Source organism: Mesorhizobium sp. M0016, from assembly GCF_040324035.1.
Lineage (GTDB): Bacteria > Pseudomonadota > Alphaproteobacteria > Rhizobiales > Rhizobiaceae > Mesorhizobium.
In genome coordinates this window covers 548,912-574,528 of record NZ_JAMYVM010000001.1, presented here as the reverse complement: position 1 = coordinate 574,528, position 25,617 = coordinate 548,912, and the positions used below count along the sequence as shown (strand labels likewise).

At 61.7% G+C, this 25,617-nt stretch carries 21 protein-coding genes and 1 tRNA gene; 10 read left to right on the top strand and 12 right to left on the bottom strand.

What is annotated here, in order from left to right; genetic code table 11:
* Positions 1–51 precede the first annotated feature (51 nt).
* Positions 52–1,317 carry an ABC transporter substrate-binding protein gene (locus tag NKJ88_RS02760; protein WP_352443531.1) on the bottom strand — a complete coding sequence of 422 codons (1,266 nt, stop codon included), beginning with the start codon at positions 1,315–1,317 and terminating at the stop codon, positions 52–54.
* A gap of 145 nt (positions 1,318–1,462) precedes the next feature.
* Here NKJ88_RS02760 and NKJ88_RS02755 point away from each other — a divergent pair, with 145 nt between their 5' ends.
* The gene (locus NKJ88_RS02755; protein ID WP_352443530.1) at positions 1,463–2,668 is read left to right on the top strand and encodes an ROK family transcriptional regulator; all 1,206 of its coding nucleotides are present in this window, start codon (positions 1,463–1,465) and stop codon (positions 2,666–2,668) included.
* A gap of 29 nt (positions 2,669–2,697) precedes the next feature.
* On the opposite strand, the gene NKJ88_RS02750 is transcribed toward NKJ88_RS02755, so the two are convergent.
* Positions 2,698–3,738 carry an aminopeptidase gene (locus NKJ88_RS02750; protein ID WP_502904724.1) on the bottom strand — a complete coding sequence of 347 codons (1,041 nt, stop codon included), beginning with the start codon at positions 3,736–3,738 and terminating at the stop codon, positions 2,698–2,700.
* Between the two features lie 237 nt (positions 3,739–3,975).
* Positions 3,976–4,209 carry a hypothetical protein gene (locus tag NKJ88_RS02745; protein WP_023671105.1) on the bottom strand — a complete coding sequence of 78 codons (234 nt, stop codon included), beginning with the start codon at positions 4,207–4,209 and terminating at the stop codon, positions 3,976–3,978.
* 185 nt (positions 4,210–4,394) lie between these two features.
* Here NKJ88_RS02745 and NKJ88_RS02740 point away from each other — a divergent pair, with 185 nt between their 5' ends.
* Both NKJ88_RS02740 and NKJ88_RS02735 read left to right on the top strand, forming a co-directional pair.
* Entirely contained in the window at positions 4,395–6,395 is a 2,001-nt protein-coding gene (locus NKJ88_RS02740; RefSeq protein WP_023726518.1) for an AI-2E family transporter, read from the top strand.
* Positions 6,396–6,525: 130 nt separating this feature from the next.
* Positions 6,526–6,684, top strand: coding sequence for a hypothetical protein (locus NKJ88_RS02735; RefSeq protein ID WP_023726519.1), 159 nt, complete (start codon positions 6,526–6,528; stop codon positions 6,682–6,684).
* Between the two features lie 428 nt (positions 6,685–7,112).
* On the opposite strand, the gene NKJ88_RS02730 is transcribed toward NKJ88_RS02735, so the two are convergent.
* Complete coding sequence (locus NKJ88_RS02730) at positions 7,113–7,481, bottom strand: response regulator (protein ID WP_023726520.1); 369 nt, start codon at positions 7,479–7,481, stop codon at positions 7,113–7,115.
* A gap of 155 nt (positions 7,482–7,636) precedes the next feature.
* Here NKJ88_RS02730 and NKJ88_RS02725 point away from each other — a divergent pair, with 155 nt between their 5' ends.
* From NKJ88_RS02725 to NKJ88_RS02710, 4 genes are all read left to right on the top strand, one after another.
* Complete coding sequence (locus tag NKJ88_RS02725; protein WP_032996227.1) at positions 7,637–9,430, top strand: PAS domain S-box protein; 1,794 nt, start codon at positions 7,637–7,639, stop codon at positions 9,428–9,430.
* Positions 9,431–9,622: 192 nt separating this feature from the next.
* Positions 9,623–9,916: a hypothetical protein gene (locus tag NKJ88_RS02720; RefSeq protein WP_023704064.1), complete on the top strand. Its 294-nt coding sequence runs from the start codon at positions 9,623–9,625 to the stop codon at positions 9,914–9,916.
* A 470-nt stretch (positions 9,917–10,386) separates the two neighbouring features.
* Positions 10,387–10,542 (top strand): hypothetical protein, encoded by a 156-nt coding sequence (locus NKJ88_RS02715; RefSeq protein WP_156940817.1) that lies wholly within the window; start codon positions 10,387–10,389, stop codon positions 10,540–10,542.
* Between the two features lie 215 nt (positions 10,543–10,757).
* On the top strand, positions 10,758–15,284 hold the full coding sequence (locus NKJ88_RS02710; protein WP_352443528.1) for an autotransporter outer membrane beta-barrel domain-containing protein: 4,527 nt from the start codon (positions 10,758–10,760) through the stop codon (positions 15,282–15,284).
* Positions 15,285–15,445: 161 nt separating this feature from the next.
* Here NKJ88_RS02710 and NKJ88_RS02705 read toward each other — a convergent pair whose 3' ends face one another.
* From NKJ88_RS02705 to NKJ88_RS02680, 6 genes are all read right to left on the bottom strand, one after another.
* Positions 15,446–16,678 carry a MalY/PatB family protein gene (locus tag NKJ88_RS02705; protein ID WP_352443527.1) on the bottom strand — a complete coding sequence of 411 codons (1,233 nt, stop codon included), beginning with the start codon at positions 16,676–16,678 and terminating at the stop codon, positions 15,446–15,448.
* Between the two features lie 49 nt (positions 16,679–16,727).
* Entirely contained in the window at positions 16,728–17,852 is a 1,125-nt protein-coding gene (locus NKJ88_RS02700; protein WP_502904723.1) for an amino acid ABC transporter permease, read from the bottom strand.
* A gap of 18 nt (positions 17,853–17,870) precedes the next feature.
* Positions 17,871–19,058 carry an amino acid ABC transporter permease gene (locus tag NKJ88_RS02695; protein ID WP_352443526.1) on the bottom strand — a complete coding sequence of 396 codons (1,188 nt, stop codon included), beginning with the start codon at positions 19,056–19,058 and terminating at the stop codon, positions 17,871–17,873.
* A 171-nt stretch (positions 19,059–19,229) separates the two neighbouring features.
* Positions 19,230–20,243: an amino acid ABC transporter substrate-binding protein gene (locus NKJ88_RS02690; RefSeq protein WP_023671115.1), complete on the bottom strand. Its 1,014-nt coding sequence runs from the start codon at positions 20,241–20,243 to the stop codon at positions 19,230–19,232.
* A 163-nt stretch (positions 20,244–20,406) separates the two neighbouring features.
* Positions 20,407–21,366, bottom strand: a complete 960-nt coding sequence (locus NKJ88_RS02685) for a LysR family transcriptional regulator (RefSeq protein ID WP_352443525.1) — start codon at positions 21,364–21,366, stop codon at positions 20,407–20,409.
* Positions 21,367–21,648: 282 nt separating this feature from the next.
* A tRNA-Ser gene (locus tag NKJ88_RS02680) sits at positions 21,649–21,738 on the bottom strand.
* A gap of 360 nt (positions 21,739–22,098) precedes the next feature.
* On the opposite strand from NKJ88_RS02680, the gene NKJ88_RS02675 reads away from it, so the two are divergent.
* From NKJ88_RS02675 to NKJ88_RS02665, 3 genes are all read left to right on the top strand, one after another.
* Complete coding sequence (locus NKJ88_RS02675) at positions 22,099–22,845, top strand: DUF2569 family protein (protein ID WP_352443524.1); 747 nt, start codon at positions 22,099–22,101, stop codon at positions 22,843–22,845.
* 116 nt (positions 22,846–22,961) lie between these two features.
* Complete coding sequence (locus tag NKJ88_RS02670) at positions 22,962–23,285, top strand: hypothetical protein (RefSeq protein ID WP_023683176.1); 324 nt, start codon at positions 22,962–22,964, stop codon at positions 23,283–23,285.
* A gap of 251 nt (positions 23,286–23,536) precedes the next feature.
* Positions 23,537–24,526 carry a BMP family lipoprotein gene (locus NKJ88_RS02665; RefSeq protein WP_023683177.1) on the top strand — a complete coding sequence of 330 codons (990 nt, stop codon included), beginning with the start codon at positions 23,537–23,539 and terminating at the stop codon, positions 24,524–24,526.
* Positions 24,527–24,844: 318 nt separating this feature from the next.
* On the opposite strand, the gene NKJ88_RS02660 is transcribed toward NKJ88_RS02665, so the two are convergent.
* Both NKJ88_RS02660 and NKJ88_RS02655 read right to left on the bottom strand, forming a co-directional pair.
* Entirely contained in the window at positions 24,845–25,255 is a 411-nt protein-coding gene (locus tag NKJ88_RS02660) for a hypothetical protein (protein WP_352443523.1), read from the bottom strand.
* A 13-nt stretch (positions 25,256–25,268) separates the two neighbouring features.
* On the bottom strand, positions 25,269–25,475 hold the full coding sequence (locus NKJ88_RS02655; RefSeq protein ID WP_196813645.1) for a SlyX family protein: 207 nt from the start codon (positions 25,473–25,475) through the stop codon (positions 25,269–25,271).
* Positions 25,476–25,617: the final 142 nt, after the last annotated feature.

The window sequence follows — 25,617 nt, the reverse complement described above, 5'->3', positions numbered from 1 at the left end:
GGGACCGGGATGGCGGACGGCCGGGTGCGGATGGCGCCCGGCTATTGCCATCTATTTCTGTGCTTCCGCCGCGTCGGCCATCGCATTGGCGCCATCCTCGGGCGACATGTCCGGCGTCGCCACGAACTCGGTAATGGAGTCCATGATCGCGCCGCGCATCTTCTGCGGGATGGTCATGTTGTGCGCCATCGAGCGGACCAGCGTGCCGTCCTTGATCGAAGCCTGCAGATCCTTCTGCGAGAGCTGCTGGCACGGATTGAAGCCCTTCGACAGATCGATATCCAGACGTGCGGGGATCGAGCCCTTGGCCTGGTTGAAGACCGTCTGGAAGTCGGGCGACAGGATCAGGCTGGCCAGCAGCTTCTGGCCGTCGATGTAATCCTGGTCCTTCTGCTTGAAGAACACGACCGAGTCCGAGTTGAGGATGAAGCCGGGTTTGCCCCAATCGGTCGGCGCCTGGGCGCAGACATAGTCGGTGCCTTCCTTGAAGCCGGCGGCGGTCAAAAGGCCGATCGTCCAGTCGCCCATGATGTGGAACGCCGCGTCGCCCTTGCCGACCAGCGCCGACATCGAATCCCAGTCGCGGCCGACCATGCCCGGATCCATGTATTTGCTCGTCATCAGGCGCATCTGCGTGAAGGCCTTGACCATTCCCGGGCTGCGCATGGACTCGACATCGCCTTCCACAAAGGCCTTACGGTAGAGATCGATGTCCTGGCCGTAGAGCACGACCTCGAACACCGTCGAATCCGTCCAGTCGGCGGTCGAATGCGAGATGCAGATCTTGCCTGTGGCGACGATCTTGTCGCAGGCGGCATTGAACTCGGCCCAGGTCTTGGGCATTTCCGCCACGCCGGCCGCCTGCATGACCTTGGGCGAGGCCCAGAGCCAGTTGATGCGGTGGATGTTCATGGGCGCGGCGACCCATTTGCCGGTCGGCTTCATCACCGGAAGCAATTCCGGCGCCACCACTTTCTCCCACCCTTCCGAGGCCGCCAACTCGTCGAGATCGGCGGTCATGCCGGTCTCGTTCCACTCGGCGATCTCAGGGCCCTTGAGCTGCACGGCAGGCGGGGCATTGCCGGCGATCACATCGGCGCGCAGCTTGGCCAACGTGTTGGCCGTGTGGCCGGCGATCGAGGTCTGTTCCCATTTGCCGCCCTTGGCGGTGAACATCTTGCCGAGCTTGGCGATCGCCTGGGCGTCCGATCCGGTCGCCCACTGGTGCAAAAGGTTCGTCTTGGGTTCGGCGAAGGCTGCCCCGGCGAAAAATGTGCACGCAGCAGCGGCCGCAAGCGCGGTCATGACGGACTTCATCGTTTCACTCCCATATCGTGTTGCACGGTTCGTCTCGACCGCTTATGGCCGCGGTTTGAAGCCGCCGCCGGCGAGATGCGTCAATCTCGAGTTCTTTCCAAGATGACATATTGGAGCTATCAGTCAACGATGTTTATGTTGAGCCATGACAAAACCTTCGCTTAGAACCTGGCTGATCGACAGACCCTCCGCGTCGCCGGAGAGCATGATCGTGCGCTGCCTGAGCGAGCGCGGCGCACTTTCCGCGTTGCAGATTGCACGTGCCACCGGTCTGGCGCGCTCGACGGTGTCAACCGCGCTTAACGGCTTGAAAAAGTCTGGAATGGTGATCGAAGCCCCGACCAGCCGCGACGGCATCAGAGGCATCGGCAGGCCAGCCGCGGCGGTGACGCTCAATCCGACAGCGGGCACCTGCGTCGGCATTCACCTGGCTCTTCAGCAGATACGGCTCATCGTCGCCGATGTCTCGCATTCCGTCATTGCCGAACAAAATATTCCAATGGCGCTGGACTACCAGCCGCAACAGGCGGCCCAGGCGGTCAAATCGGCGATTGCCCAATCCTACAGGGAAAATGGTCTGCCGATGGCGGGGCTCCTGGGGGTTGGTGTCTCCGTCTCCGGCCCTGTCAGCCGCGATGGAGTGGTGCTGCGCGCAAGCATGGTTCCAACATGGGCCGGCGTCAACATACGAGATGTGTTCGGACCCGTTCTGGAACAGCCGATCTTCGCCGACAACGAGAGCAACTGCGCGGCCATTGCCGAGCTGATGTGGGGTGCGGCCGTCGGCCAGGACGATTTCGTGCTGTTCAAGATCGATCTGGGTGTCGGCGGGGCCATTGTCCAGCATGGCCGGCTGGTGACGGGCGTCGCCGGCGGCGCCGGCGAATTCGGGCACATCAGCATCGATCCCGGCGGCGACCTTTGCCGCTGCGGCAATCGCGGATGCCTGGAGCTCTACGCGAGTTTTACCCGGCCGCTGGAACAGATTTCGCGTGTCGTTGGGCGGCAAGTCACCATGGACGATGTCATCGCCATGGCCGAGCAGGGCGACGTCAGGGCGTTGCGGATGATCGAGGATACCGCCGAGATCGCCGGCCGGGGTCTCGGCCTGATCGGCTCGGTGCTCAATCCGCCGCTTATCATCATCGGCGGCCACATGGCTTTGGCAGGGGACATTCTGTTGACGCCGCTGATCGCGTCCTATGAACGCCACACGCTGATCAAGTCCCGGGATGTCGCTCCCGCGCTGCGCACGCGCATCATCGTTGGCAGGCACACCGAGAACGATGCCTTGCTGGGCGCGGTCGGCCTCGTTTTGAGACACCAGACGAAGGAACTGTCGCTGGGGTGATCGTCAGGACCAGCCTGTGCTTGTTCAAGTCAATTGCACGTGTCCGCAGCCTTGAGCGCTTCGGCGCGTGACGATTTGGGCAAATCCGCGATCCGCCGGACAGAAGCGTAAAACCTTGGATAGTCGCCCGAACACAGGTCGAACAAGCGAAGAAAGGCCGGAACCTGTTCACCGTAGACAGAAGTTGCCGCGAGCTTGGCGTTGTTGATCGGGGCAGCGAACCAGGCGTCGTATCCCCGGTATCCCGCCCAGTGCTTGTCGCGCATCTGCCGGTAGCGCGCCCGCAACCGGTCGATGGTTGCTGCCTTGGCGGCCGCCATCTTTTCCGGGGTGCGGGGACTACCATAGACCTGCCTTAGCTCGTCGCGCGTCTTCGCCACCAGTCCGAGAAAATCGGCGCTGCGTTTGCGGTCGGCTTCGTATCGGCGCAATCCGGCCCGGTCGCCGGCGGCGCGGAGCCATTCCCTGACGCCGCTGGTTTCAACGGCAACGGCGAATGCCTCGTTGAATGCGGAATCGCCATCCACATAGAGGCGCTGATGCGCCAGTTCATGAAAAACAAGGCTGGCGAGATAGGTGTCGTCCTGACGCAGCATGGTGCTCAGTAGCGGGTCACTCGACCAGCCAAGCGTGGAATAGGCGGTGACGCCCGAGACATAGACGTCCAGCCCCTGTCTTTGAAGTTCGACTGCGTCCTCAGTCGCGGATTTCCGGGAGAAATAACCCCGGTATGGAACGCAGCCGAAAACCGGAAAGCACCATGTTCGTGGCGCGAGCGAGAATTGCGGCGCGGCAAAAACGGCCCAGGTCACGGCGTCGCGATGGATGTCGACATAGCTGCGATAGCTGTTGTTCTCGGGCAATGCCAGTTCATCCGTCGCAAACCGTCTTATCGCGCTGGCCGACGTCAATTTCGCGCGCAATGCCTCGGGCGTCGAAGGGTCAAGGATGAGTTTCCCGACATTCCTGCGCGCGGCCATGATCTGCGCGTGACCCTGCAACGACTGCGCGTAGTAGGAAATGCTCGTGCAGCCGGTCGCCCCGGACGCGATGATCGCCGCGGCAAGCATCTGAAGAACGCGCTTCACTGTTTGCCCACCCTTGCCCATCTCCCCATGCAGCAAACGTCCTGGTCCACCTCAAACAGGAGGCACCGGTTTCCGTCAAGAGCTGCAGGGGCAGGGGGCGACACCGACCTGGGCAGGGCAATGCGGGCATTCGCCTAGGATTGACGAAAGTCCACCGCAGGGCGGAGCGGGCGAGATACGGACCGTCCGTTGGGACGCCGTTCCCCAAGCTGCAGCGCGCTACTGGTCCGAAAACCTCACGCTCACGCCGCGCTGGCGAAAATAAGCCTGCATCAACTTACGGCCCGAGCGGTTGTTCTGCGCCAATTTTGCCGGATCGAACACCGCCTGTTTTGCGCCCTCTCGTGTCAGCGCAGCCTTGAGCGTCGCGATATGGGCGTCGATGTCGGCATTGTCCGCCCGCAGCGAGGCATAGATACTTTCGGTCGCTTCGGCCACAGTCGGTTCGCTCACAGATGTCGTCCTTTGGTTGGTTGGGCGGCGGCTTTACCACAGATTTGCGGCTCCGACGATATCGACTGAACCGTCAGAGCACAGCGCCCAGGGCGCAAAACCGCAAAACGTATGTATTCGGCCCTGCTAAACATTGCCCGGCAGGCGAATGGGTCTAACTATCGCTAGGAAACGGGGGGAATCACGTGGCTGCCAATCGTCGAAACGACATCTCATCGTCCGAGCGGGGGCTAGGACGGATTCTTGCGGCAGGCAATGCCCATCCGCGCACAGCTCTGCCTACCGTGGCAACCATCGTCACGACAGTAGCTGCGCTGTATTTCGGTCGTGAGGTGTTCCTTCCCATTGCCATCGCGCTGCTTTTGACCTTTGCTCTGGTGCCGATGGTCTCCGCACTGAAGCGTGTCGGCTTGCCTCGGCTGCCCGCAGTGCTTCTGAGCGTGATTGGCGCATTCGCGGCCCTGGGCCTGTTCAGCTTCATTGTTGCGACCCAGGTAAGCGAGCTTGCTCAGAACATTTCCGTCTACCAGACAAACATTCTGACCAAGGTGCGTTCCCTCAAGGAGACGGGCGTTGGTGGCGGCATAATTGCCAGGCTGAGCGGGGTGATCGAGCGTGTCGGTCAGGAGATCGACAAGCAGGATGTGGCGCCGCCTGCGGCCGACAAGCCCCGGCGCGAGCCTGTTCCCGTCGAGATCGTCGCCCGCGAGAGACCTCTGGAGGTATTGCAGAACATCATCGGACCGTTGATCAGCCCGCTGGCATCAGCTGGCCTGATCATCATCGTCGTCATCTTCATGTTGCTTGAGCGCGAGGATCTGCGCGACCGGTTTATCCGCCTCGTCGGCTATGGCGACCTCCATCGCACAACGCAGGCATTGCAGGATGCCGGCAAACGGGTTGGCCGTTATCTGATCATGCAATTGGTGGTCAACATCGTCTACGCGATACCAATCGCAATTGGCCTTTGGGTGCTCGGCATTCCCAACGCGCTGCTGTGGGGGTTGCTGGCACTGGCGCTGCGCTTCGTTCCCTATATCGGCCCTGTTATCGGCATGCTGCTGCCCTTGTTTCTGGCCTTGGCGGTTGCGCCCGGCTGGTCGCTGGTGCTGTGGACCGCCGCACTGTTTGTCGTCATGGAATTGGTAACCGGCAACGTCATCGAACCGTGGCTCTATGGCTCGCGCACGGGACTTTCTCCTTTGGCAATCATCGTTGCGGCAATTTTCTGGACATGGTTGTGGGGGCCGCTCGGCCTGGTCCTTTCGACGCCGCTGACAGTTTGCCTCGTCGTCCTCGGGCGACATGTTCCGCAGTTCGAATTTCTCGACGTCCTGTTTGGCAACGAGCCCGTCCTTGAAGCTCACGCCCGGCTCTATCAACGGCTCCTGGCCGGCGATCCCGACGAGGCCACTGACCATGCCGAGGAGATCCTCGAGGAGAAGTACCTGATCGATTTCTACGACACTGTCGCCATTCCTGCTCTCCTGTTGGGCGAGCAGGACCGCATGCGTGGCGTGATGGGCGATCAACAGCGAAGGCAGGTGGCGGCGAGCGCCCAAATTCTTGTGGCAAATCTTGCCGACGATGCACAGGAAGAGGCAAGCGAGGAAGACGCGCCGGCAACCACCGCGGAAGGGAGCGCGATCAGGGAAACAGATGGCGTCGAAGAGGAAGAGATCGAGCTGCCCGACGGCAAGGACATGTCGGTGCTTTGTGCCGGCGGTCGCGGCGAACTCGACGATGCCGCTGCCGCCATGCTCGCTCAGGTGCTGGAGGTGCAAGGTGCTACGGTGGCGAAGGCCAGTTTTGTCGATATGGAGCCGGCAGGTATTCGTCGTCTCGAACTAGAGGCGATCGACACCGTCGTGGTCGGTTTCCTGAACCGGGATTCGCTCAAGCATGCCCGCTTTCTGGTCCGGAGACTGAAGCGCGCCAAGGCAGGTTTGAGAATTGGGATTGTGTTCTGGTCAGACGCGGAGCAGGGCGATGTCGGGCAAGAAAGGCAAGCTTTGGCCGCCGACATCAGCGCCGATTTCGTAGCGCACGGCATGGTCAACGCTGTGCTTGGCGCACTTTCTCCAGCGCCGGCCGTTCCCCTCAAAGTCGTTTCGAAACGCCGCGATCGACGCCGTCCGGCCCCTCGAAAACGGATCCCGGCCCAGGCAACGGCCGCAACAGCCTAGCCGCACCGCCATGTCTCAGATTGCCGCGCCGGCGCTGGAATGCCTGGTGAGACGGCAAGATCGTCCCCCACTCGCAAGCCATGGAACAATCTCGCGGCCTTGCGGTTCCTAACATCGAAGGAGACCCCCCATGCTTAGATTCCTTATCCGCCTTGGCGCGATCTATGCAGCGTTCCAGATCGGCAGAGAGTTCGGCCGCAAGGAGACCGAAGTCGTGCTCCTGCCGCCGCCCGTTGACTATGAGCGGCACCCGACGTCAAGAAACGAAACCGAGTTCGGAGAGACATAGGACTGCTCAATCTGCCTGGTCGATCTGGCCCATGCTGGCGCCGTCCCTGCGCGGGGCGCATTATCGTGCGAACGGACCGGCCTCTTGGCTGTGCCAGGATGGATCCGGGTAATGCAAATTGAGCCGCTATCTCCGCCGCTCAAACGCGGCACAAAGAGGTTGACCGTGCGTCGAGGAATGAGTCTCTCGCAGATCTTGGCGTTGAGCCGATGGAGAAGGCATGCCAGCACGGGCAAGGCACGACCCTAAGAAAGTGGAAGGGAAGAAGCACTGGTGCTGTCAATTGCCAGGGAGACCGGCATCACCGAGGATCGCGGGCGCGACCTTGTTCGCCTGATCGGCACCGGCCGCAATTCGCTGCTCCGTGAGGCGCGGCAGCTGCTCCGGCAGCGCCTGGCTAATTTAGACCAAAGGTGCTCAGAGCACGGCTATCCCGTCGCCTTATGCTGCGCGGCGGTCATCGCTTTGAGAGCCCGGACCACCTCTGCAGGTCCGGCGGGTTTCATCACTCTTACGCCAGACGAGAACGCTTCGGGGGTTTCCTCGAGCCCCAGGCCGGAATAGACGATGAAAGGAACCGCCCGCCCTGCCAAGGTTTTTGCCGCGTCAACAGCCTCGCCGTCCGACAGCCTGACGTCCAGGATCGCTGCGGCGGGGGTATGGTCCGCAAGAAAACGTTTCGCCTGGGAACATGTCGCCGCCAATGCCACGGCAAAGCCCGCCTCCGAAAGAGTGGACTCCATATCCAGTGCTATCAAGGCTTCGTCGTCAACGACAAGGACCAAGGGTTTGCCCATGCGCGGATGATCGCACGTTTGTAGATGGAAGACGAGTCGAGGCTACGACCCTTTTAGGGTCCGGTTCCCGTACGCAGCGGGTCGAGACCGCGAGCAATGGGAACCAACTGATCCAAGCCGCATTATATTTGGTTGGACTGGACAAGGTGTTTGGGATGCATGAAGCAACACAGGCGAATGTTGTCGCCTTCGAAAACCCGGGGGTGTCCAGCAATGACGGTCTGGATTTCGATTACAAGGATTTCTTCGAAAACGGCGCCGTTGCCCTCCATCTGGTGAACGCAGACGGCGTAATCGTGCATGCCAACCAGGCTGAGCTCGACCTTCTCGGCTATCCCGCAGAGGACTACCTCGGTTGCCACATCGCCGAGTTCTATCCCGACCGGGACGTCATAGAGGACATTTTGGGTCGCCTTGCCAATGGCGAGAAGATCGTAAGATATCCGGCGCGATTGAGGGCCAGCGATGGATCGATCAAACACGTCGAAGTCACCTCAAGCGGACATTTCCGGGACGGCAAGCTGATCAACACCCGGTGCTTCACGGTCGATGTAACCGACTTGGTGCACACCCGCTCGGAGCTCAGGCAGCATGACAGTACCTATCACCAGATACTCGACGGCCTACCCGTCGCCATCTACACGACCGATCAGGATGGGACGATCACCTACTACAACCGCGCCGCGGCCGATCTGGCAGGCAGGGAGCCTGAAATCGGCAAGGATAAATGGTGCGTGACGTTCAAGCTGTTCACTGCCGACGGCAAGGAATTGCCGCACGATGAATGCCCGATGGCCATCGCGCTCAAGGAGAACAGGCCGGTCCGCAATCAGCAAGCTGTTGCGCAACGTCCCGACGGATCGTTTTTTCCGTTCCTGCCCTACCCGACACCGCTGCGGGACGAGCACGGCGCTCTGATCGGCGCCGTCAACATGCTGCTGGACCTGACGGACCGCCAACGTGCCGAAGAAACCAGGCAGCACCTCTCAGCGATCGTGGAATCCTCATTTGACGCGATCGTCAGCAAGGATCTCAACACCATCATAAAAAGCTGGAACCAGGGCGCCGAACGGCTTTTCGGCTACACCGCCGACGAAGCGATTGGCCGGTCGGTGACCATGCTGATCCCCGAAGACCATCAGGACGAGGAACCCCGCATTCTCCAACGCATTCGCCGCGGCGAGCGCGTCGAACCATTCGAAACGACCCGCCAGCGCAAGGATGGCAGCCTGGTTCCGGTTTCACTGACGATATCGCCCGTGCGTAACGCAACCGGGCAGATCACCGGCGCATCGAAGATAGCGCGAGACATCACGTCGACGAAGGAGAATGAATATCGCATCCGCATGCTGATGCGCGAGGTCAACCACCGGGTGAAAAACCAGTATTCGGTCATCCTGTCAATGATCCGGGAGACCAACAAGCGATCGGAGACGCCAAAACAATTTGAAACCCAGGTGCGCGAGCGCATCATGGCGTTGTCACGATCTCACGACCTGCTTGTATCGGCGGATTGGAAGGGTGCCACGATCAGCGACCTTTTGGCGGCCCAGGTCGAGCCTTTCCCGCGGGGGGATTTGATCGAAATGTCGGGCCCATCATTGGTGCTCAGTCCCAACGCAGTTCAGTATCTCGGGATTGCCTTCCACGAACTGGCGACCAACTCGGCCAAATATGGCGTGCTCTCAGGGGACAAGGGCCGGATTTCGGTCACATGGGGCATCACCGGTTCCGGGGGTTCGAGGCTCTTTCACCTCACCTGGGTCGAAAGCGATGGTCCGCAGGTTCAGACTGTCGGACAAGGTGGCTTTGGAACCGTGGTGCTGAAGCGGGTCGCGCCCGCAGCGGTTAGTGGGCAGGGAATTCTCGAACACGGTCCGCATGGCATAACATGGAGCCTGGAAGCGCCTTCGGTTTCCGTGGCAGCTTCTGTCGTCCAAGAAGCTTAGAAGCAGGAAGCAGCCCTGCAACGAGCATTCGTCAATTGGAAGCCCTTGATGCGGCCTTTGCCGAGCGAAAACCCCGTTTCCGCTGAGGATCGCCAGAGCCATTGCTAAAGTCGACAGAGCAAATCACCGGCAGAGGGCGCATTTCGTTGCACGGAACGGGACAGGACCGGCGTAGCCAGAGGCGAGGTAACTATGGACATCGACGAGTTCCGTGCGACCCTTCAGGGTGTAGAGCCCCCGGCGAATCTTGGGATGGCGCTCCACGCTCTATGGTGGGATAGACAGGGCGATTGGGAGCGGGCGCATGAGTGTGTGCAGGCCAACGAATCTGATCCGGCCTCTGTATGGGTTCATGCCTATCTGCACCGCAAAGAAGGCGACCTTTCTAATGCAGCCTACTGGTACCGCCGCGCCGGGCAGCCTGTGGCAACTGGCAAGCTAGACGCAGAGTGGGAGTCGATTACAGAATCACTTCTTGCAGGATAGTGAGGGTCGCCCAAGGGGCAGCCTAGCGCCTCATCGCCCCCGTAGAGGCGAAACTCACCTCCGCCCGATGGGATCGGCTGGGCCCAGGAGGTCCGAACGTTTCCGCATAAATTCATGCAGCGAGATTGTTCTCGCGATTCCGTAAGGTCTCCGTTTAATAAGCTATATCTAATATTGACTATTTTCTGTCGCTCAAAAGTCGCAGACTTCATTTTACTGATCACCGTTAGCTTCTTGGTAGCTCTCACGACTATAAACTTCTTGCGGGCGAATAGCTTTCATGCTGCCTTCGCGCACTCAGGAATCAGGGAGCTTAGGCATGGCGGAGCGGATTGCGCGTGATGGGTTTTGGGTTTTGCATCTCGCGCGCTTGCCGCAAGTCGTGTCGCTTCGCTCCGGCACTTCCGCCTTGACGATCCTAACTGTTGCCCTTGCGCTGAGCGCCGCGCCAGCTCGGGCCGATGGCGGCAATGGCAGCAGCGCAGGCGCTGGACAAGGTGGCGTTGACGGCGCGCTCGCGAGTGCCACGGGTCAGAATGCCGCCAATGGCGCGACCGCTGGTGGCGGTGGTGGCGGCATTGACCTCACGACGGGTGACGGGGCGCCAGGAGGATCGGGAGCGGTAAGTGGGACAGCCAACAACCCAAATGGCGTTGCCGGTGCCACTGGTGCTACGGGTCTGGTCATCTCGACAGACGGGACCATTGCAACCAGCATCAGCGGCGGGGCCGGCGCTTTGGGCTCCCCTGGCACGAATGGCGTCGTCAGGAGCGGCGGCGGTGGCGGTGGCGGTGTGGGCGTCAGTGCCACGGCCGACGTTACAGTCACTGGCACAGGATCGGTGAGTGGTGGCACTGGCGGCCGAGGTGGGACCAATGGCAACAGCGGCAGCGGTGGCGGCGGCGTCGGCATATTCTCGTCCGCAAACGTGTTTGTAGAGGCGGGCGGCAGCGTTACCGGCGGCACGAGTCTTTCCACAATTGGGGTCCAAGCAGGTGCTGGCGGCGGCGCAGCTGCCATCGTCCTGATGGGCGGCGGGACAATCCAGAACAGCGGGAATCTGCTCGGGGGTGCCGGTGGAAGAACAGTTCTCGGCGGCGGTGGGGACGGTGGCGCCGCTGTTCTGCTGCTTTCAGGTGGAACCGTCATCAACAAGCTAGGTGCGACGATCGTTGGCGGCAGTGGCGGTCAGGGCTCCTTGGCAGGCGGCGATGGCGCCGCAGGGATCAAGGGCGCCAACATCGCGGTCATCAATGCGGGTACGATCAGCGGCGGTGCCGTCGGCACCGGTGGCGGAACGCCGGCAGCCGGCAAAGCCATCCAGTTCACCGGCGGCGTCAATTCGCTGGAGATTCAGGCCGGCTCCACCATCGCAGGCAATGTGGTCGCTTTCAGCGCCGCGGATACATTCAAGCTGGGTGGCGATATCAGCGCCAGTTTCGGTGTGTCGCAGATCGGCGCTGGCGCCAAATATGACGGGTTTGGGTTCTACGAGAAAACCGGAAACAGCACCTGGACCCTAACGGGGACGACAACTGCCGTCACGCCTTGGACCTTGTCCGGCGGGATCCTGCAGATTTCGAACAATGACAATCTGGGCGCCCTCTCGGGCGGCTTGACCTTCGACGGCGGCACGTTGCGCACGACCACCAGCTTCGCCACCAATCGCAATGTCCTGATCAATTCGACCGGCGGGTTCGACACGGTGGCAGGCACGCAGTTGGACGTGTCAGGCCAGGTGACCGGCACCGGCACACTGGTCAAGAGCGGCGCCGGCACCCTCAACGTCACCAATTTGTCCAACAGCTATACGGGTGGCAACATCGTCAATGCAGGAACGCTTGCCGGCAACACCGTGGCGATCCGTGGCGACATCCTGGACAACGGCGCTGTCTCGTTTCTCGACCTCGGCCCCCACACCTTCGGCGGAAATATCTCCGGCTCGGGCAGCGTCGACATCGAAGGCTTCGGCACGCTGACGCTGACCGGTGCCAACACCCACAGCGGCGGCACGAAGGTCGGGACCGGCAAAAGCATCTCGGTCGCGTCGGACCAGAATCTGGGTGCCGCGACGGGCCTGCTGACACTCGACGGCGGCGAACTCGGCACGACAGCAAGCTTCGCCATGAGCCGCGATGTCAACCTCACTTCCGCCTATGGCTACTTCCGCGCGGCGGCGGGTACGACGCTGACCGCCAATGGCGAGCTGAGCGGCGTGGGCGGCGTCTACAAGGAGGGCGCCGGCACCCTGGTGCTCAAGGGCGACAGTAACTATTCCGGCCGCACCACCGTCGACAGCGGCAAGCTTATCGTCGAGGGCTCGCTCGGCAGCACCGAAACGACGGTCAACAGCGGCGGCACGCTGGGCGGCTCCGGCTCGATCGGCGGCGCGGTGATCGTCGCCGATGGCGGTGTGCTGGCGCCGGGGTCCAGCCCTGGCACGCTTACGGTCGGATCGCTCAGCCTGAGCTCCGGTTCTATGCTCGACTACGAGCTCGGCCAGGCGGGCATTGTCGGCGGCGGTGTCAACGACCTGATCGAGGTGACCGGCGCGCTGACGCTGGACGGCAGCCTCAACATCACCGATGTCGGCGGCTTCGGGCCTGGCGTCTACCGGCTAATCAATTATGGCGGCGCACTCACCGACAATGGTCTCGAGCTCGGCAATCTGCCGGCCGGTGTCACGGCCGCCGACCTGACGGTGCAGACCTCCGTCGCCAACCAGGTCAATCTCGTCAGCAGCGTCGGCACCGACTTGCTCTTCTGGGATGGTGACGCGGCCGGCAATGCCAACAATGATCTGGTCGACGGCGGCAACGGCACGTGGACGGCGACAAGCCTGAACTGGACGACGAGCACCGGCCTGGTAACTGGCGCGATGAAGCCGCAGCCCGGCTTCGCCATCTTCCAGACGCTCGGCGGCACCGTCATCGCCGACGGCAGCGCCGGCGCGCTTGCGATTACGGGCATGCAATTCGCCGCCGATGGCTACCGCATCGAAGGCGACGCCATCACGCTTGATGGCGCTGGCGGCGAGAGCATCATTCGGGTCGGCGACGGCACGGTGGCCGGAGCAGGTTACACCGCCACCATCGCCTCCGTGCTAACCGGGACCAGCAGCCTGACCAAGACCGATGCGGGCACGCTGGTGCTGTCCGGCGCCAACACCTACACGGGCGGCACCACCGTCCTGGGCGGCGTGCTATCTGTTTCAGCCGACAACAATCTCGGCGTTGCCGCTGGCGGCCTAACGCTCTCCGGCGGGACGCTGCGCAACACAGCGGCGTTCAGCTCGGCGCGCGACGTCACGCTTTCGTCGGCCGGCGGCACCTTCGACACTGTGGCCGACCTGACCTTGTCCGGTGCGATCTCTGGCGCTGGCAGCCTTGCCAAGACCGGCGCCGGCACGCTGACGCTTACGGGAACGAACAGCTATGGCGGCAACACGTTGGTCAGCGCTGGCACGCTGGTCGGCGATGCAACCTCGATTCGTGGCGACATCGGCAATTCCGGCACTGTCGTGTTCGACCAGGCGGCGGACGCCAGCTTCGCCGGCGATATCTCCGGCACCGGCGCAATGATGAAGGATGGCGCCGGCGTGCTGACGCTGTCAGGCACGTCGCTGCTGGACTGGACCGTCAATCAAGGCGGCCTCGTCTCGGCAGCCGAGCGCTTCGGTGGCGATGTCGCGATCGGCGCCGGCGCCTCCTTCACATTCGACCAAGTCGCCTCCGCCAGCTATGCCGGCGTGTTCTCGGGCGCCGGTACGTTCATCAAGGACGGCCAAGGCACGCTGCTGCTTGCGTTGGACAACTCAGGCTTTACCGGCGCCACTACGGTCAGCGGCGGCACGCTTGCCGCGGGCGCTGCGAACGCGTTCAGTTCCTCCTCGCAGTTTTCCGTCGCCTCGGGCGCCACGCTCGATCTTGCCGGCACGTCCCAGACGATTGCGGGGCTGAGCAACGCCGGAACGGTGCGCATCGCGGGTGGCGTCCCAGGCGACACACTTACCGTAAGCGGCGACTATGTCGGCAATAGCGGCGCCGTCGTTCTCAACGCTGCGCTCGGTGGTGACGGTTCGCCGACAGACATGCTGGTGATCGCCGGCAACACGTCAGGGACGGGTACCCTTCAGGTCGTCAATTTCGGCGGGTCGGGCGCCCAAACGGTCGGAGGCATCAAGATCGTCGACGTCGGCGGCGTCTCGAACGGCAGCTTCTCGCTCGACGGCAATTATACCTTCGAAGGCGATGCAGCGGTCGTCGCGGGCGCCTACGCATACAGGCTCTACAAGAACGGCGTCAGCACACCGGCCGATGGCGATTGGTATCTGCGCTCGGCCCTGGTCAACGGCGATCCCGATCCGCAGCCACTCTATTCGCCCGGCGTGCCGCTGTACGAGGCCTATGAAGGGGTGCTGCAGGCCTTCAACGAACTGGGCACCATGCAGCAACGCATTGGCAATCGGTCGTGGGGCGAGGGTGCTACGCCGCAAGGTGCGGACCTGCCAGGCCAGGGCTCGGTCGACGGCAAGGCGATATGGGCGCGCATCGAAGCTGCCCATGCCGAGATCAAGCCGGAGACGTCGACCTCCGGCACGAACTATGACGTGACCACCTGGAAGCTGCAGGCCGGCGTCGATGGCCTGCTGCACGAAAGCGACGCCGGTACCCTGATCGGAGGGATTACGGCCCACTACGGAACCGCGTCGTCGGACGTCTCCTCGATCTTCGGGGCAGGGTCGATCGCTGCCACCGGCTACGGCGTCGGCAGCACGCTCACCTGGTTCGGCAGCGGTGGCTTCTACGTCGACGCGCAGGCCGAGGCGACATGGTATGACAGTGACATCCGGTCGGCCACGCTGGGCACCACGCTTGCGGACGGCAACAACGGTTTCGGCTACGGGCTGAGCATCGAGACCGGACAGAAGATCGCCCTCAACGGCAACTGGTCGCTGACGCCGCAGGCCCAGCTTGCCTATTCCTCGGTCGACTTCGACGCGTTCACCGACCCGTTTGGCGCCGTCGTGTCGCCCGGCAGCAGCAACAGTCTCGTCGGCCGCCTCGGCCTCTCCGCGGACTATGAAGACCAGTGGGTGGACGATGCGGGGCAAGTCAGCCGCACGCACATTTACGGGCTCGGCAACCTTTACTACGACTTCCTCGACGGAAATGATGTCGATGTGTCTGGCACGAAACTGGTCAGCGAAAATCAGGCGCTGTGGGGCGGTGTCGGCCTTGGTGGCTCGCTGAGCTGGGCGGACGGTCGCTACGCCGTCTTCGGAGAAGGGACAGCGCGGACAAGCCTCAAGGATTTTGGCGATAGCCACGCCCTGGGCGCCAAGCTCGGGTTCGCTGTGAAATGGTAGCGGCGATCAAGCTGGACATGTCGACTTTGGCTTGAGGGTCGTGTCCGGCACGGCTATGGAATCCGGACTTGCGGGCCACCCGGCTCGTCGCCCTCGGACGTTTCCTTACCGGCTGCCGGCATCAAGTACCAGGCTCGCATCCGAAGCACCCTGGCGGTCGATCACAGGGATGCCAGCGCGCTGGACATGCGCTCCAGTCCTTGGCGCAACAGAGGACGCGGGCAGCCGACATTCAGGCGAATGAAGCCTTCGCCGCCAGGCCCATAGACGCGGCCGTCATAGAGATTAACCCCGGCCCGATCGACAAAGAATTTCTGAATTCCACCCACTCGGCGATCGAGCGCGCACGCATCCAACCACACCAGAAACGATGCGTCGGGCCGCATGGGCGTGATGCCTGGAAGGTGTTCACCGGCGAACTCGCAAACCAGATCGATGTTGCCGGCGATGTAGCGCGTGAGTTGGTCGAGCCACGGCGCGCCGCTGCTGTAAGCAACCTCCAGGGCCAGGCGGCCGAAAAAGTTCGCATTCACCATGAATGACGCCTGCATTGCGGCAAGAAGCGCCTCGCGGCGCTTTTTGCTGGCTACCGAAATGGTTGCCGAAGGAACCCCGGCAAGATTGAAAGTCTTCGTTGGAGCGGTGCAGATGAACGATTTCTCGGCAGCATCTTCCGAGATGGAGGAGAAGACGATGTGGGGGCGATCCGACAACCTTATGTCGCAGTGAATGTCGTCGGATATGACCAGGATCCCATGGCGCTCGCAGATGTCGTTGAGCGCCGCCAATTCTTCGCGTGTCCAGGCCATTCCGGCAGGGTTGTGAGGATTGCACAGCAGGAATGCCTTGGCACCGCCGGCCGCCAGTTTCTCGAAATCCTCGAGATCGAGCTCATATCTGTTGTTCTGCAGCCTCAGCCGGTTCGTAAGCAGAACCCGCCCGTTTCCCTGAACCACTTCGAAATAGGGCGAGTACACGGGCGACTGCACAATGACGCCGTCACCGGGCTTGGTGAAGGTTCGCAGTATCGCAGCCACCGACGGCATGATCGCCGGCGCGGGAAGCAAGGTCTCCAGTTTCGGCGACCAGTTGTGCCGGTGCGCGAACCACGATTGCACGATCTCATAGTGGCGCGAATCGCGGCGTGTGTAGCCGTAAATGCCATGCTCCGCGGCCTCGCGCAGTCGCGCGATGACGGTTTCCGGAGCGCGGAAATCCATATCCGCCGTCCACAGCGACAGCAGGTCCTGGCCCTCGACCTGAGGAGAGAACTCGTCCCACTGGTTGGCCCATTTGACGGATCCGAACTGCTGACGGTCGTGGATCTGGTCGAAATCTATTCCCGCGATATGTCGTTGCCCAAGCGCCGATGCGGGCGTGTCTGCACAAGCCATTTGATAGTCACCTTGCCGCGGGCATTGCTTGTGGCATCATCAGCGCCTCCTAGGATTTGTGGCCACGCGCCATTTGGCGCTCCACATATTGCGAGTAACGCGACATGCCGAAGCAAAAGCTCCAGTAGACCAGCCCCGCAAAGAGGTAGCCGGTTGATGAGATCGTCGGGCCTGCCCAGTTCGGATCGACGCGCGCCGTTTCGATGGCCTTCAGGAAATCCGCGATGCCGACGATGGCGACCAGAGTCGTGTCTTTGAACAGACCGATGAAGGTCGAGACGATGCTCGGTATGACGATCGTCAACGCCTGAGGGAGGACGATCAGGCGCATCATGTCGAAGTAGCCGATCCCGAGCGCCTTGGCCGCTTCGTACTGGCCCTTCGGGATCGCCTGAAGGCCGGCTCTCACGACCTCGGCCATATAGGCGGACGAGAACAACGCTATCGCGATGAGCGGGCGCAACAGACGATCAGGCGTCAGATAATCCGGGACGAAGAGCGGCATCATGAAGTTCGCCATGAACAACACTGTGATAAACGGCACGCCGCGGACGACTTCGATGAACGTGACGCAAACCGTCTTGACGAAAGGGAGTTCCGACCTGCGTCCAAGCGCCAGGATAACCCCGATCGGAAGCGAGAAGACGATACCCACGATCGACATCAGCAACGTGATCAAGAGACCGCCCCAGAGCGTCGTATCGATGACAGGCAAATGAAGCCAGGCAACGCCGCGCACGAGAACGAACGCGGCCACGGGGAAGACGAGGAAGAACAGCAACGCCGCCATTTTGCGCCGCGGAGCCTTCGTCCACAGGAGCCAAACGATGAGGATGGCGCCGATCGCCTGCGCAAGGTCCACGCGCCACCGCTCGGAAACCGGATACGCGCCGTATCGCAGGTAGTCGAACTTCTCGGCGATGAAAGGCCAGCAAGCCCCCTGGCTGTTCGCACGGCAAGCTTCGTGGCCGCCGCTCCAGACCGCTTTGAAGATCGCAAAGCTCAGGAAGTGATGCAGCAGCCACGCGGCGAGGAGGACAAAGCATATTGTCAGCGCGCCTGAAGACGGCGTCGAAAACAGGTTCTTTTTCATCCAGCTCACTGGACCCGGTCGAACGTCCGCGGGAGGCGCCATGGCTGGTATGAGCGCGCTGATCACAATTGGCGAACGCATGGACTGATCGCTCACCCGTCACCTCTCAACGATTGCAAAATGTTGGTTGCACGCGTTCATGGCCAATGACGTGGCAAGGGAGATAACGAGATAGACCGACAGGGTAATCGCCATGACCTGGACGGCGGCTCCGGTCTGGTTGAGCACCGTGCCTGCAAAGATCTGAACGAGGTCGGGATAGCCGATGAACACGGCAAGCGACGAGTTCTTGATGAGATTGAGATACTGGCTTGTCAAAGGGGGAATGATGATGCGCAGCGCCTGGGGAACGACGACCAGACGAAGCGTCTTGCCCGGCGCCAGCCCCAGCGCATGCGCAGCCTCGGTCTGGCCCTTTGGCACTGCCTGGATTCCACCTCGCACGATCTCGGCGATGTATGAACCGGTGTAGACCGACAGACCGATCAGGAGAGCGGCAAACTCCGGATAGAGCTGATGCCCGCCTTGAAAATTGAAACCCCGTAGCTGCGGGGCGACGAACGAGACCGGCTCGCCAGCCGCCAGGAATACGACCAGCGGAAATCCTATCAAGGTCGCCAGACTGACCAGAAGCACCGGCAGCTGCCTGCCCGTCCGTCTCTGGACGCTCCTGGCGCCAAACCAGAATGCAACGCAGCAGGAAATGGCCGCAACGAATGCCAGGCCCACCAGACCCGCTCCCGGATGCAAATGAATCTCCGGAACGATGAGGCCGCGATTGTTGAGGTAGATGCCGCCGGGCATGGCGATGGACGCCTTCGGCGAGGGCAACGGCTTGAGGACGGCGTTGTACCAGAACAGCAGCTGCAGCAATAACGGAACATTTCGCACAAGCTCGACATAGGCGGTCGCCACCTTCGAAACGATCCAGTTCGGCGACAGGCGGGCAACGCCGATGACGAAGCCAAGCAAGGTCGCGAACAGGATTGCGAGGAGACTGACGTAGAGGGTGTTGACCACTCCCACCCAGAACGCCTGACCGTAGCTGGACAATGCATCGTACGGTATCAGGGTTTGATTGATGTCGAAGCCGGCAGACTCATTCCAAAAGTCGAATGAGAGCGGAATCCCCCGGACCCGCATATTCGATGCAGTCTGCATGCCGATGCCCAGGGCCAAGGCCAGCAGGCAGCCGGCGAGCAAGAGCTGGTAGAAGATGCCCCGCACCTTCGTATCGTGCAGCGACAACCTCCTGCGCGACGGCGCGGGAAGCGACAAATGGGACATGGGCTGTTCCTATCGGGTCCGTGCAAGGCGCTGACGGTAACACGCCAGCGCCTTGCAACCATGCCTTTGCCTAAAGCGCGTCGGGTTTGAACGGACTCAGGCGACGCGCTTTAGGGTCTTCGGTATGCATGTCGTTGTCTCAAAACCGGGGCCATTTTTGAGCGACATGCATTAGCGGATCGGCGGAGCGTACTGAACGCCGCCTTTGTTCCAGAGCGCGTTCATGCCGCGCTCCATTTTCAGCGGCGAATCCTTGCCGACATTGCGATCGAACACTTCGCCGTAATTGCCGACCTGTTTGATCACCTCGACCGGCCAGTTATCGCCGAGCCCGATGTCCTTGCCTATGCTGCCTTCCACGCCAAGCAGGCGGCGGATGCTGGGATTGTCCGACGATTTCATGGCATCGACGTTCTTGGAGGTGACCCCGTATTCCTCCGCGGCCACCATGACGTAGAGCGTCCACTTCGCCACATTGAACCACTGGTCGTCACCCTGCCGCACCGCCGGGCCAAGCGGCTCCTTGGAGATCAGCTCGGGAAGAACAATGCTGTCGTCCGGCTTGGCCATGCGAAGCCTCGACGCGTTCAAGGTGGAGGTGTCTGCGGACAAGACGTCGCAACGCCCCTCCTCATAAGCCTTCACCACAGCTTCCTCGTCCGCGAAACCAACCGTCGTGTACTTGATCGACTGCGAGCGAAAATAGTCGGCAAGGTTCAACTCGGTCGTGGTGCCCTGGGTGACGCATATCGATGCGCCGTCGAGCCCCTTGGCCGACGTGATGTTGTCGGCCTTGCGCACCATGAACCCCTGGCCGTCATAGAAATACGTGCCGGCAAACAGTATGCCTAGCGACGTATCGCGGGACGATGTCCAGGTTGCGTTGTGCGCGAGAATGTCGATCTCTCCCGACTGCAAGGCGGTGAAGCGATCCTTTGGCGTCAATGGGATGAACTTGACCTTTTGCGCATCCCCGAGCACGGCAGCGGCCACGGCGCGACAATAATCGACGACAAATCCGGTCCATTTGCCTTCATTGTCGGGGAGGCTGAAGCCAGCCGTGGCCGAATTTGTGCCACAGGTCAGCACGCCATTTTTCTTGACATTGTCGAGGGTTGCGGACCACGCCGAGGAGGCGGTGCACGCGATAGCGAGGGCAAGTAGGCCCTTGAACGTTGATCTCATTTCGGCATTCCCCTGTTATTGTTGAAGGGAATGTGCTCTCCAGGTGAACTATTCGTCAAATCGATTGTTCTCATGGTCAAAATGAGCGCCCCTCATAATTGCGCGGCACCCGCTCGCAGGTACAAAGGCGTTCGAGGGTGCAACAGGCGATAGCGCGCGCGATCTATTTTACGGCGGATCCCGGTGTTCCGACCGTGCCTTGGTGTCTCTTGGTCCGCGATTCGTTGTAGATTCCCACGATGATTTCCCGGAGCCACCTGGTTCCCGGGTCATTCGCCATCTGGCGGTGAACAATAAGCCAGGCATTCACATTCGATATCGGAAGGGGTGGCGGGACCAACGTCACCTCACTCCTCTCGTCCAGCATTTGCAGGATGGCATCACCGCAATGGGTGATCAGTTCAGTGCCGCGAAGCGCCCAGGGCAGCACCGGATAGTTCGAGATGGTCGCAACGACATTGCGGCGAAGACCCATCTGTTTGAGGGCGGCATCGGCGAGGCCTTCCGCCAGGCCATCTGCGGAAATCTGGAGGTGAGAACTGGCCAGATAGGTTTCCAGCGTCATTGCGCTTCTGGCGATCTTGCTTCCGCTCCACACCGCGCAAAACAATCGGTCCTGGCCAAGCTCCACCTTCAAGAGACCTGGGTCGTCGCGTATCGCTGCTCCCGTCAGCGCGCAGTCAACTTGTCTCAGATAGACCGATGAACCGATTTCGGGTCCGTTTGCGGGAATGACGTTCAGCGTCGCGCCAGGAGCTTGCCTGGAAAATTCTCGAATGAGGCCCGGGATGAAAACCATGGCATGATAATCTGTAAGTCCAACGCGAAAGTTGCGTCGCGTCGTTGCTGGATTGAAGATCTGATGCCGGTCGATCGATGCGCGGATCGTTGCGAGTGCGGCGGAAATATTCGACAGCAGCTCAACTGCCCGGGGAGTTGGCCGCATCTCGCCGCCATCTCTGGTGAACAATTCATCCTGCAATAGATACCGAAGCTTCGACAGGGAGTGGCTTACAGCGGATTGTGTTCTGCCTAATTCGGTAGCCGCCCGCGTGACGCTCCTTTCCCGCATCATCACGTCAAAGACCCGCAATAGATTGAGGTCGATATCGTTATAATTCATGGAATTACCTCATCTGCGACCTGAGATCGCACCAGGCGGCACTACCGCGTTGGTTGCGACGGTGACAGATGGGGCACGAAGAGTGAAGACAGAGGTTCGGCGCTACGCCTTTGAAACTCTGGCGGACCAGGTGACGACGACCGCCGCATGGCTCAGCGGCATTTCTGCGCCTGGCTTGGCGGGCAAGCCGGCAATCCGCCATGAACCCAGGGCGAGCATGTGAAGTAAAGTCAGCCGCACCCGCTGGGATGGGAAATCGCAGCGGTTTCAATGGCTTGATAGTGGCGGAGAGAGCGGGATTCGAACCCGCGTTACGGTCTCCCGTAAACACACTTTCCAGGCGTGCGCCTTCAACCACTCGGCCACCTCTCCGTCCTTGCATTCGCGCCCGGCCGGTTTTGCCACGCGGGTTGGGGAGATGCATCCCTTTGGGATTTGCGGGAAGACCCGCTTGATGGACACCGCCAACCAGCGGATGCCCTTCCCGGCGCCCGTCAATCAAACAGGCGCGGGGCTCATCTAGTCGATCCGGCGCCGAATGCCAAGCCATAACGGCAGTCTATTCGCTTTGCCGGCCACGCATCGTTTCGCGGGGCGTTGAACGCCTCCGCTTCTAAGGCGCTTCGGTCCTGAATGGTGTGCACGGGCAAGGGGGCAGGGCCGGCCGCGCTTGACTTCGCCCCTCGCCACCTGTCGAGTGCGGCGGAGGCTTTGCGGGGGCAACGTCCAGACATGACATCGAGCAATGAACAGCCGGCCAGCGGAACGCCGGCCGGAGGCATGCCAGGCGGGCTGACGCCCGCAGGGCCTCCGGACAGCGGGCTGTCCTTCGTGCCCGTGGTCTGGCTCCTCTTCGTCATGGCATGGTCGGTCTACTGGCTGGTCTCGGCGCGGTGGCTGTTGGAGAGTTCCGGCGTGCCGGACAGGATCTTCTATTTCGTGCTTGGCGAACTGGCCTTCGACATCGTCACCATCGTGTGGGGGCTTTATCTGCTCGGCCTCGCCTTCAGCCGTTCCGCGCGCTTTCCGCGTCATTTCACCATCTGGCAGATCACCACCATCGCCTGGCGGCTGGCCGAGCAGGTCTATGCGCTGACCGTGCCCGATTTCACCGTCTCCGCCAGGGAGCTTGCGATCGCCGCCACCGAAATCGTCATCGGCCTTTTTTGCATTTACTTGCTGCGCCGCCGCGACGAGGCCAAGGCCTTTTATGCAAGGCCGGAAGCGCAGGCACCGTCAGCCTTTAGTTCGATCGTCGCCGCCCTGGCCGGCATCATCCTCGGCGCCGTCGTCGGCACTGTCGCCGGCTTCGCGCTTGGCGCGGGGATCGCCGAAGCCACCGACATCAGCTGTTTCGAAGGCGGCTGCGGCTACTTCGCGGTGTTCATCGGCCTTGCCGGGCTGGTGGTCGGGGCCATTGGCGGCGGCATCCTCGGCGTCTGGCTCGTCCATCGGCGGAGCCGAAAGGTGGCCATATAGGCGGGCGATGGGCTTCAAATTCGCGTATGGCGATTGCACGCTGGGCGTGCGCATTCTATTCCTCGCCTTTGACCGGAAGGTCCTCGGGAGGAACTTGAGGATCGGGGAAGATTTCGATGTTGCGTTTTTTGTTTCGCCTCGCGGCCATGATCGCACTCTCGGTCGCCGTCATCATGGCCGTGCTCGACGCGACGCGCTCGGTGGCGGCTTCCACATTGGTCATGACGCCGCTGAATTCGAGCTGGCTGGCGGTTTCGCCCGACACCCGCGCGGCCTTCGAGACCTTCGTGCGCGCCAAGGTCAATCCGATGATATGGGATGGCGGCATCGCCTGGGTGCTTGCCCAGCCGGGGTTTGCCGTGTTCGCGGTGCTTGCCTTCATCCTCTATGCGATCGGCTACCGGCGCCGGCGGCGCGGCGGAGAATTCGCGCCGGGCTGATGGGTTGTCCCAGCGGACTTGCGACGACAACGCGGCAATCGTCCACAGCTGTCACCGCATTGGGCATGTTTTTCCAACGGGGGGCATGCTTTTCCAAAAGGTCAAAATTCCGCGTGAATTTTGTTTCGGGCCGTGCCAGATTGCCTTGAGCGGGAGGGGAGTACACTCCTGGCTGATGCCGCATGCCTGCCGGAGAACCGGGCAGGCGGGCGGCGCGTAACGGAAAAAATAACCGACAGGGTGTGGATCACATGAAACGTATCGTTCTCGGCCTCCTGGCCGCAACCGCAATGGTTCTTCCGGCTTTCGCCGCGGATGTCCAGCCGGCCATCCTCTACGATCTCGGCGGCAAGTTCGACAAATCCTTCAACGAGGCTGCCTATCACGGCGCCGAAAAGTTCAAGACCGAGACCGGCACCGCCTATGTCGAGTTCGAAGTGTCGAACGCCTCGCAACGCGAGCAGGCGCTGCGCCGCTTCGCCGAGGACGGCCGCAACCCGATCGTCATGGCGGGCTTTGCCTGGGAAGATGCGCTGAAGGTGGTCGCGAAGGAATATCCCGATCTCAACTTCGCCATCATCGACGATGCCGTCGATATGCCCAATGTCCGTTCGCTCGTGTTCAAGGAAAACGAAGGCTCCTATCTCGTCGGCATCCTGGCGGCGATGGCCTCGAAGTCCAAGAAGGTGTCCTTCATCGGCGGCATGGACATTCCGCTGATCCGCAAGTTCGAATGCGGCTATGTCGGCGGCGCCAAGGCGGCCGGTGCGACCGATGTCATCCAGAACATGACCGGTGACACGCCCGCGGCGTGGAACGATCCGGCCAAGGGCGGCGAGATCGCCAAGACACAGATCGACCAGGGCTCCGACGTGGTCTATGCCGCGGCCGGCGGTACCGGCGTCGGCGTGCTGCAGGCGGCGGCGGATGCCGGCAAGCTCGGCATCGGCGTCGATTCCAACCAGAACGGCCTGCAGCCCGGCAAGGTGCTGACCTCAATGCTGAAGCGCGTCGACGTGGCCGTCTACACCGCCTTCATGGACGGCAAGAACGGCACCTTCAAAGGCGGCCTGCAAAATCTCGGCCTCAAGGAAGGCGGTGTCGACTACGCCATGGACGACAACAACAAGGCGCTGGTCACCGACGAGATGAAGGCTGCCGTCGAAAAGGCCAAGGCCGACATCATCGCCGGCACGATCCAGGTGCACGACTACACCGCCGACAACGCCTGCCCGTATTGATTGATAAGAATTCGCTTACGAACCGCCGGGTGAAAGCCCGGCGGTTTGTTTGAGGGCTTTAAAGGACGTTGAGGATTGGCGGAGGTCTCGGCGACGTCCGATCTCCCCCCTTGCGGGGGAGATGCCTGGCAAGGCAGAGGGGGGTGCTGTCCCTCGGCCTAACAGCCAATTACGGTTTTCATTCTGGAGCCATTCAGGTTGGCGATCCTTGACACCCCCCTCTGGCCTGCCGGCCATCTCCCCCGCAAGGGGGGAGATCGGCAGTTCCGGCGTTGCGGGTCCTTCTTCGCAAGAATCCATATGCGATTGCCTTGGACGTCAGGGCAGAAGCGCACCGCCGGTCGACAACAAGCCCAAGAGATAACCCAGCGCAAACACCACCATCAGCGCGATGGCGATGACGGCGCCGCGTCGGCCACCGAGCGAATGCACGCCGACGCCATAGGGCTTCCGCTCCAGTCTGCCGATCACCGGCTTCGCTTCGTCCTGGCCAACCACACGCATCTGCGGCAGTTCGGCGATGCGTTGCGAGATCAGCCGCCAGCGATCGCTGCCGCCCGATGGCGCACCACGGTCGAGGACATGCATGCGCTCGGCCAGCCGCATCACCGTGTCGCGGAAGGCGGGATCGATCTCCAGGTCGCGCTCGGCACGCTCGCGGTCGCGATCGTTCATCAGGCCAAGCACATAGTCGCCCGCCCGCGCAACGCGATCGCTTTCACCGGCCATCGGCTTCTCCTTGCTACCAGTGCGGCGGTTTGGTTATCGGCACTTCGGGGGCCGACTGTTCCTCCAGCGCCATGAAGCGCCCGGTCAGCGCATCGAGCTTGCGCTGCATGCGCTCGATCGCCGTCCACTGTTCGGCGATCTGGCCCGACAGTTCCTCGATGGTCTTTTCCTGTTCAGCGGCGCGGATTTCCAGCGTCGTCAGCCGGTCGACAGGCATGATCATTCGAAACTCCCCAGGTCCTGGTGCACGCAGTTGCAGCATGATGCGACTGTTGAGCCTTGCATATTAGTGAATGTGAAGGTCTGCGGCCACGTTCGAAATTGACAAGCGCACCGGGATTTGTCGAGAGTGGCCACTGCGC

Coding starts and splice junctions, on each gene's coding strand:
- NKJ88_RS02660 (WP_352443523.1), bottom strand. CDS start 25,255: ATGGCCGGTGAAAGCGATCGCGTTGCGCGGGCGGGCGACTATGTGCTT.
- NKJ88_RS02695 (WP_352443526.1), bottom strand. CDS start 19,058: ATGTCCCATTTGTCGCTTCCCGCGCCGTCGCGCAGGAGGTTGTCGCTG.
- NKJ88_RS02665 (WP_023683177.1), top strand. CDS start 23,537: ATGAAACGTATCGTTCTCGGCCTCCTGGCCGCAACCGCAATGGTTCTT.
- NKJ88_RS02675 (WP_352443524.1), top strand. CDS start 22,099: ATGACATCGAGCAATGAACAGCCGGCCAGCGGAACGCCGGCCGGAGGC.
- NKJ88_RS02700 (WP_502904723.1), bottom strand. CDS start 17,852: ATGCGTTCGCCAATTGTGATCAGCGCGCTCATACCAGCCATGGCGCCT.
- NKJ88_RS02760 (WP_352443531.1), bottom strand. CDS start 1,317: ATGAAGTCCGTCATGACCGCGCTTGCGGCCGCTGCTGCGTGCACATTT.
- NKJ88_RS02735 (WP_023726519.1), top strand. CDS start 6,526: ATGCTTAGATTCCTTATCCGCCTTGGCGCGATCTATGCAGCGTTCCAG.
- NKJ88_RS02755 (WP_352443530.1), top strand. CDS start 1,463: ATGACAAAACCTTCGCTTAGAACCTGGCTGATCGACAGACCCTCCGCG.
- NKJ88_RS02730 (WP_023726520.1), bottom strand. CDS start 7,481: ATGGGCAAACCCTTGGTCCTTGTCGTTGACGACGAAGCCTTGATAGCA.
- NKJ88_RS02685 (WP_352443525.1), bottom strand. CDS start 21,366: ATGAATTATAACGATATCGACCTCAATCTATTGCGGGTCTTTGACGTG.
- NKJ88_RS02725 (WP_032996227.1), top strand. CDS start 7,637: ATGCATGAAGCAACACAGGCGAATGTTGTCGCCTTCGAAAACCCGGGG.
- NKJ88_RS02670 (WP_023683176.1), top strand. CDS start 22,962: ATGTTGCGTTTTTTGTTTCGCCTCGCGGCCATGATCGCACTCTCGGTC.
- NKJ88_RS02750 (WP_502904724.1), bottom strand. CDS start 3,738: ATGCTTGCCGCGGCGATCATCGCGTCCGGGGCGACCGGCTGCACGAGC.
- NKJ88_RS02705 (WP_352443527.1), bottom strand. CDS start 16,678: ATGGCTTGTGCAGACACGCCCGCATCGGCGCTTGGGCAACGACATATC.
- NKJ88_RS02715 (WP_156940817.1), top strand. CDS start 10,387: ATGGCAGCAGCGCAGGCGCTGGACAAGGTGGCGTTGACGGCGCGCTCG.
- NKJ88_RS02690 (WP_023671115.1), bottom strand. CDS start 20,243: ATGAGATCAACGTTCAAGGGCCTACTTGCCCTCGCTATCGCGTGCACC.
- NKJ88_RS02720 (WP_023704064.1), top strand. CDS start 9,623: ATGGACATCGACGAGTTCCGTGCGACCCTTCAGGGTGTAGAGCCCCCG.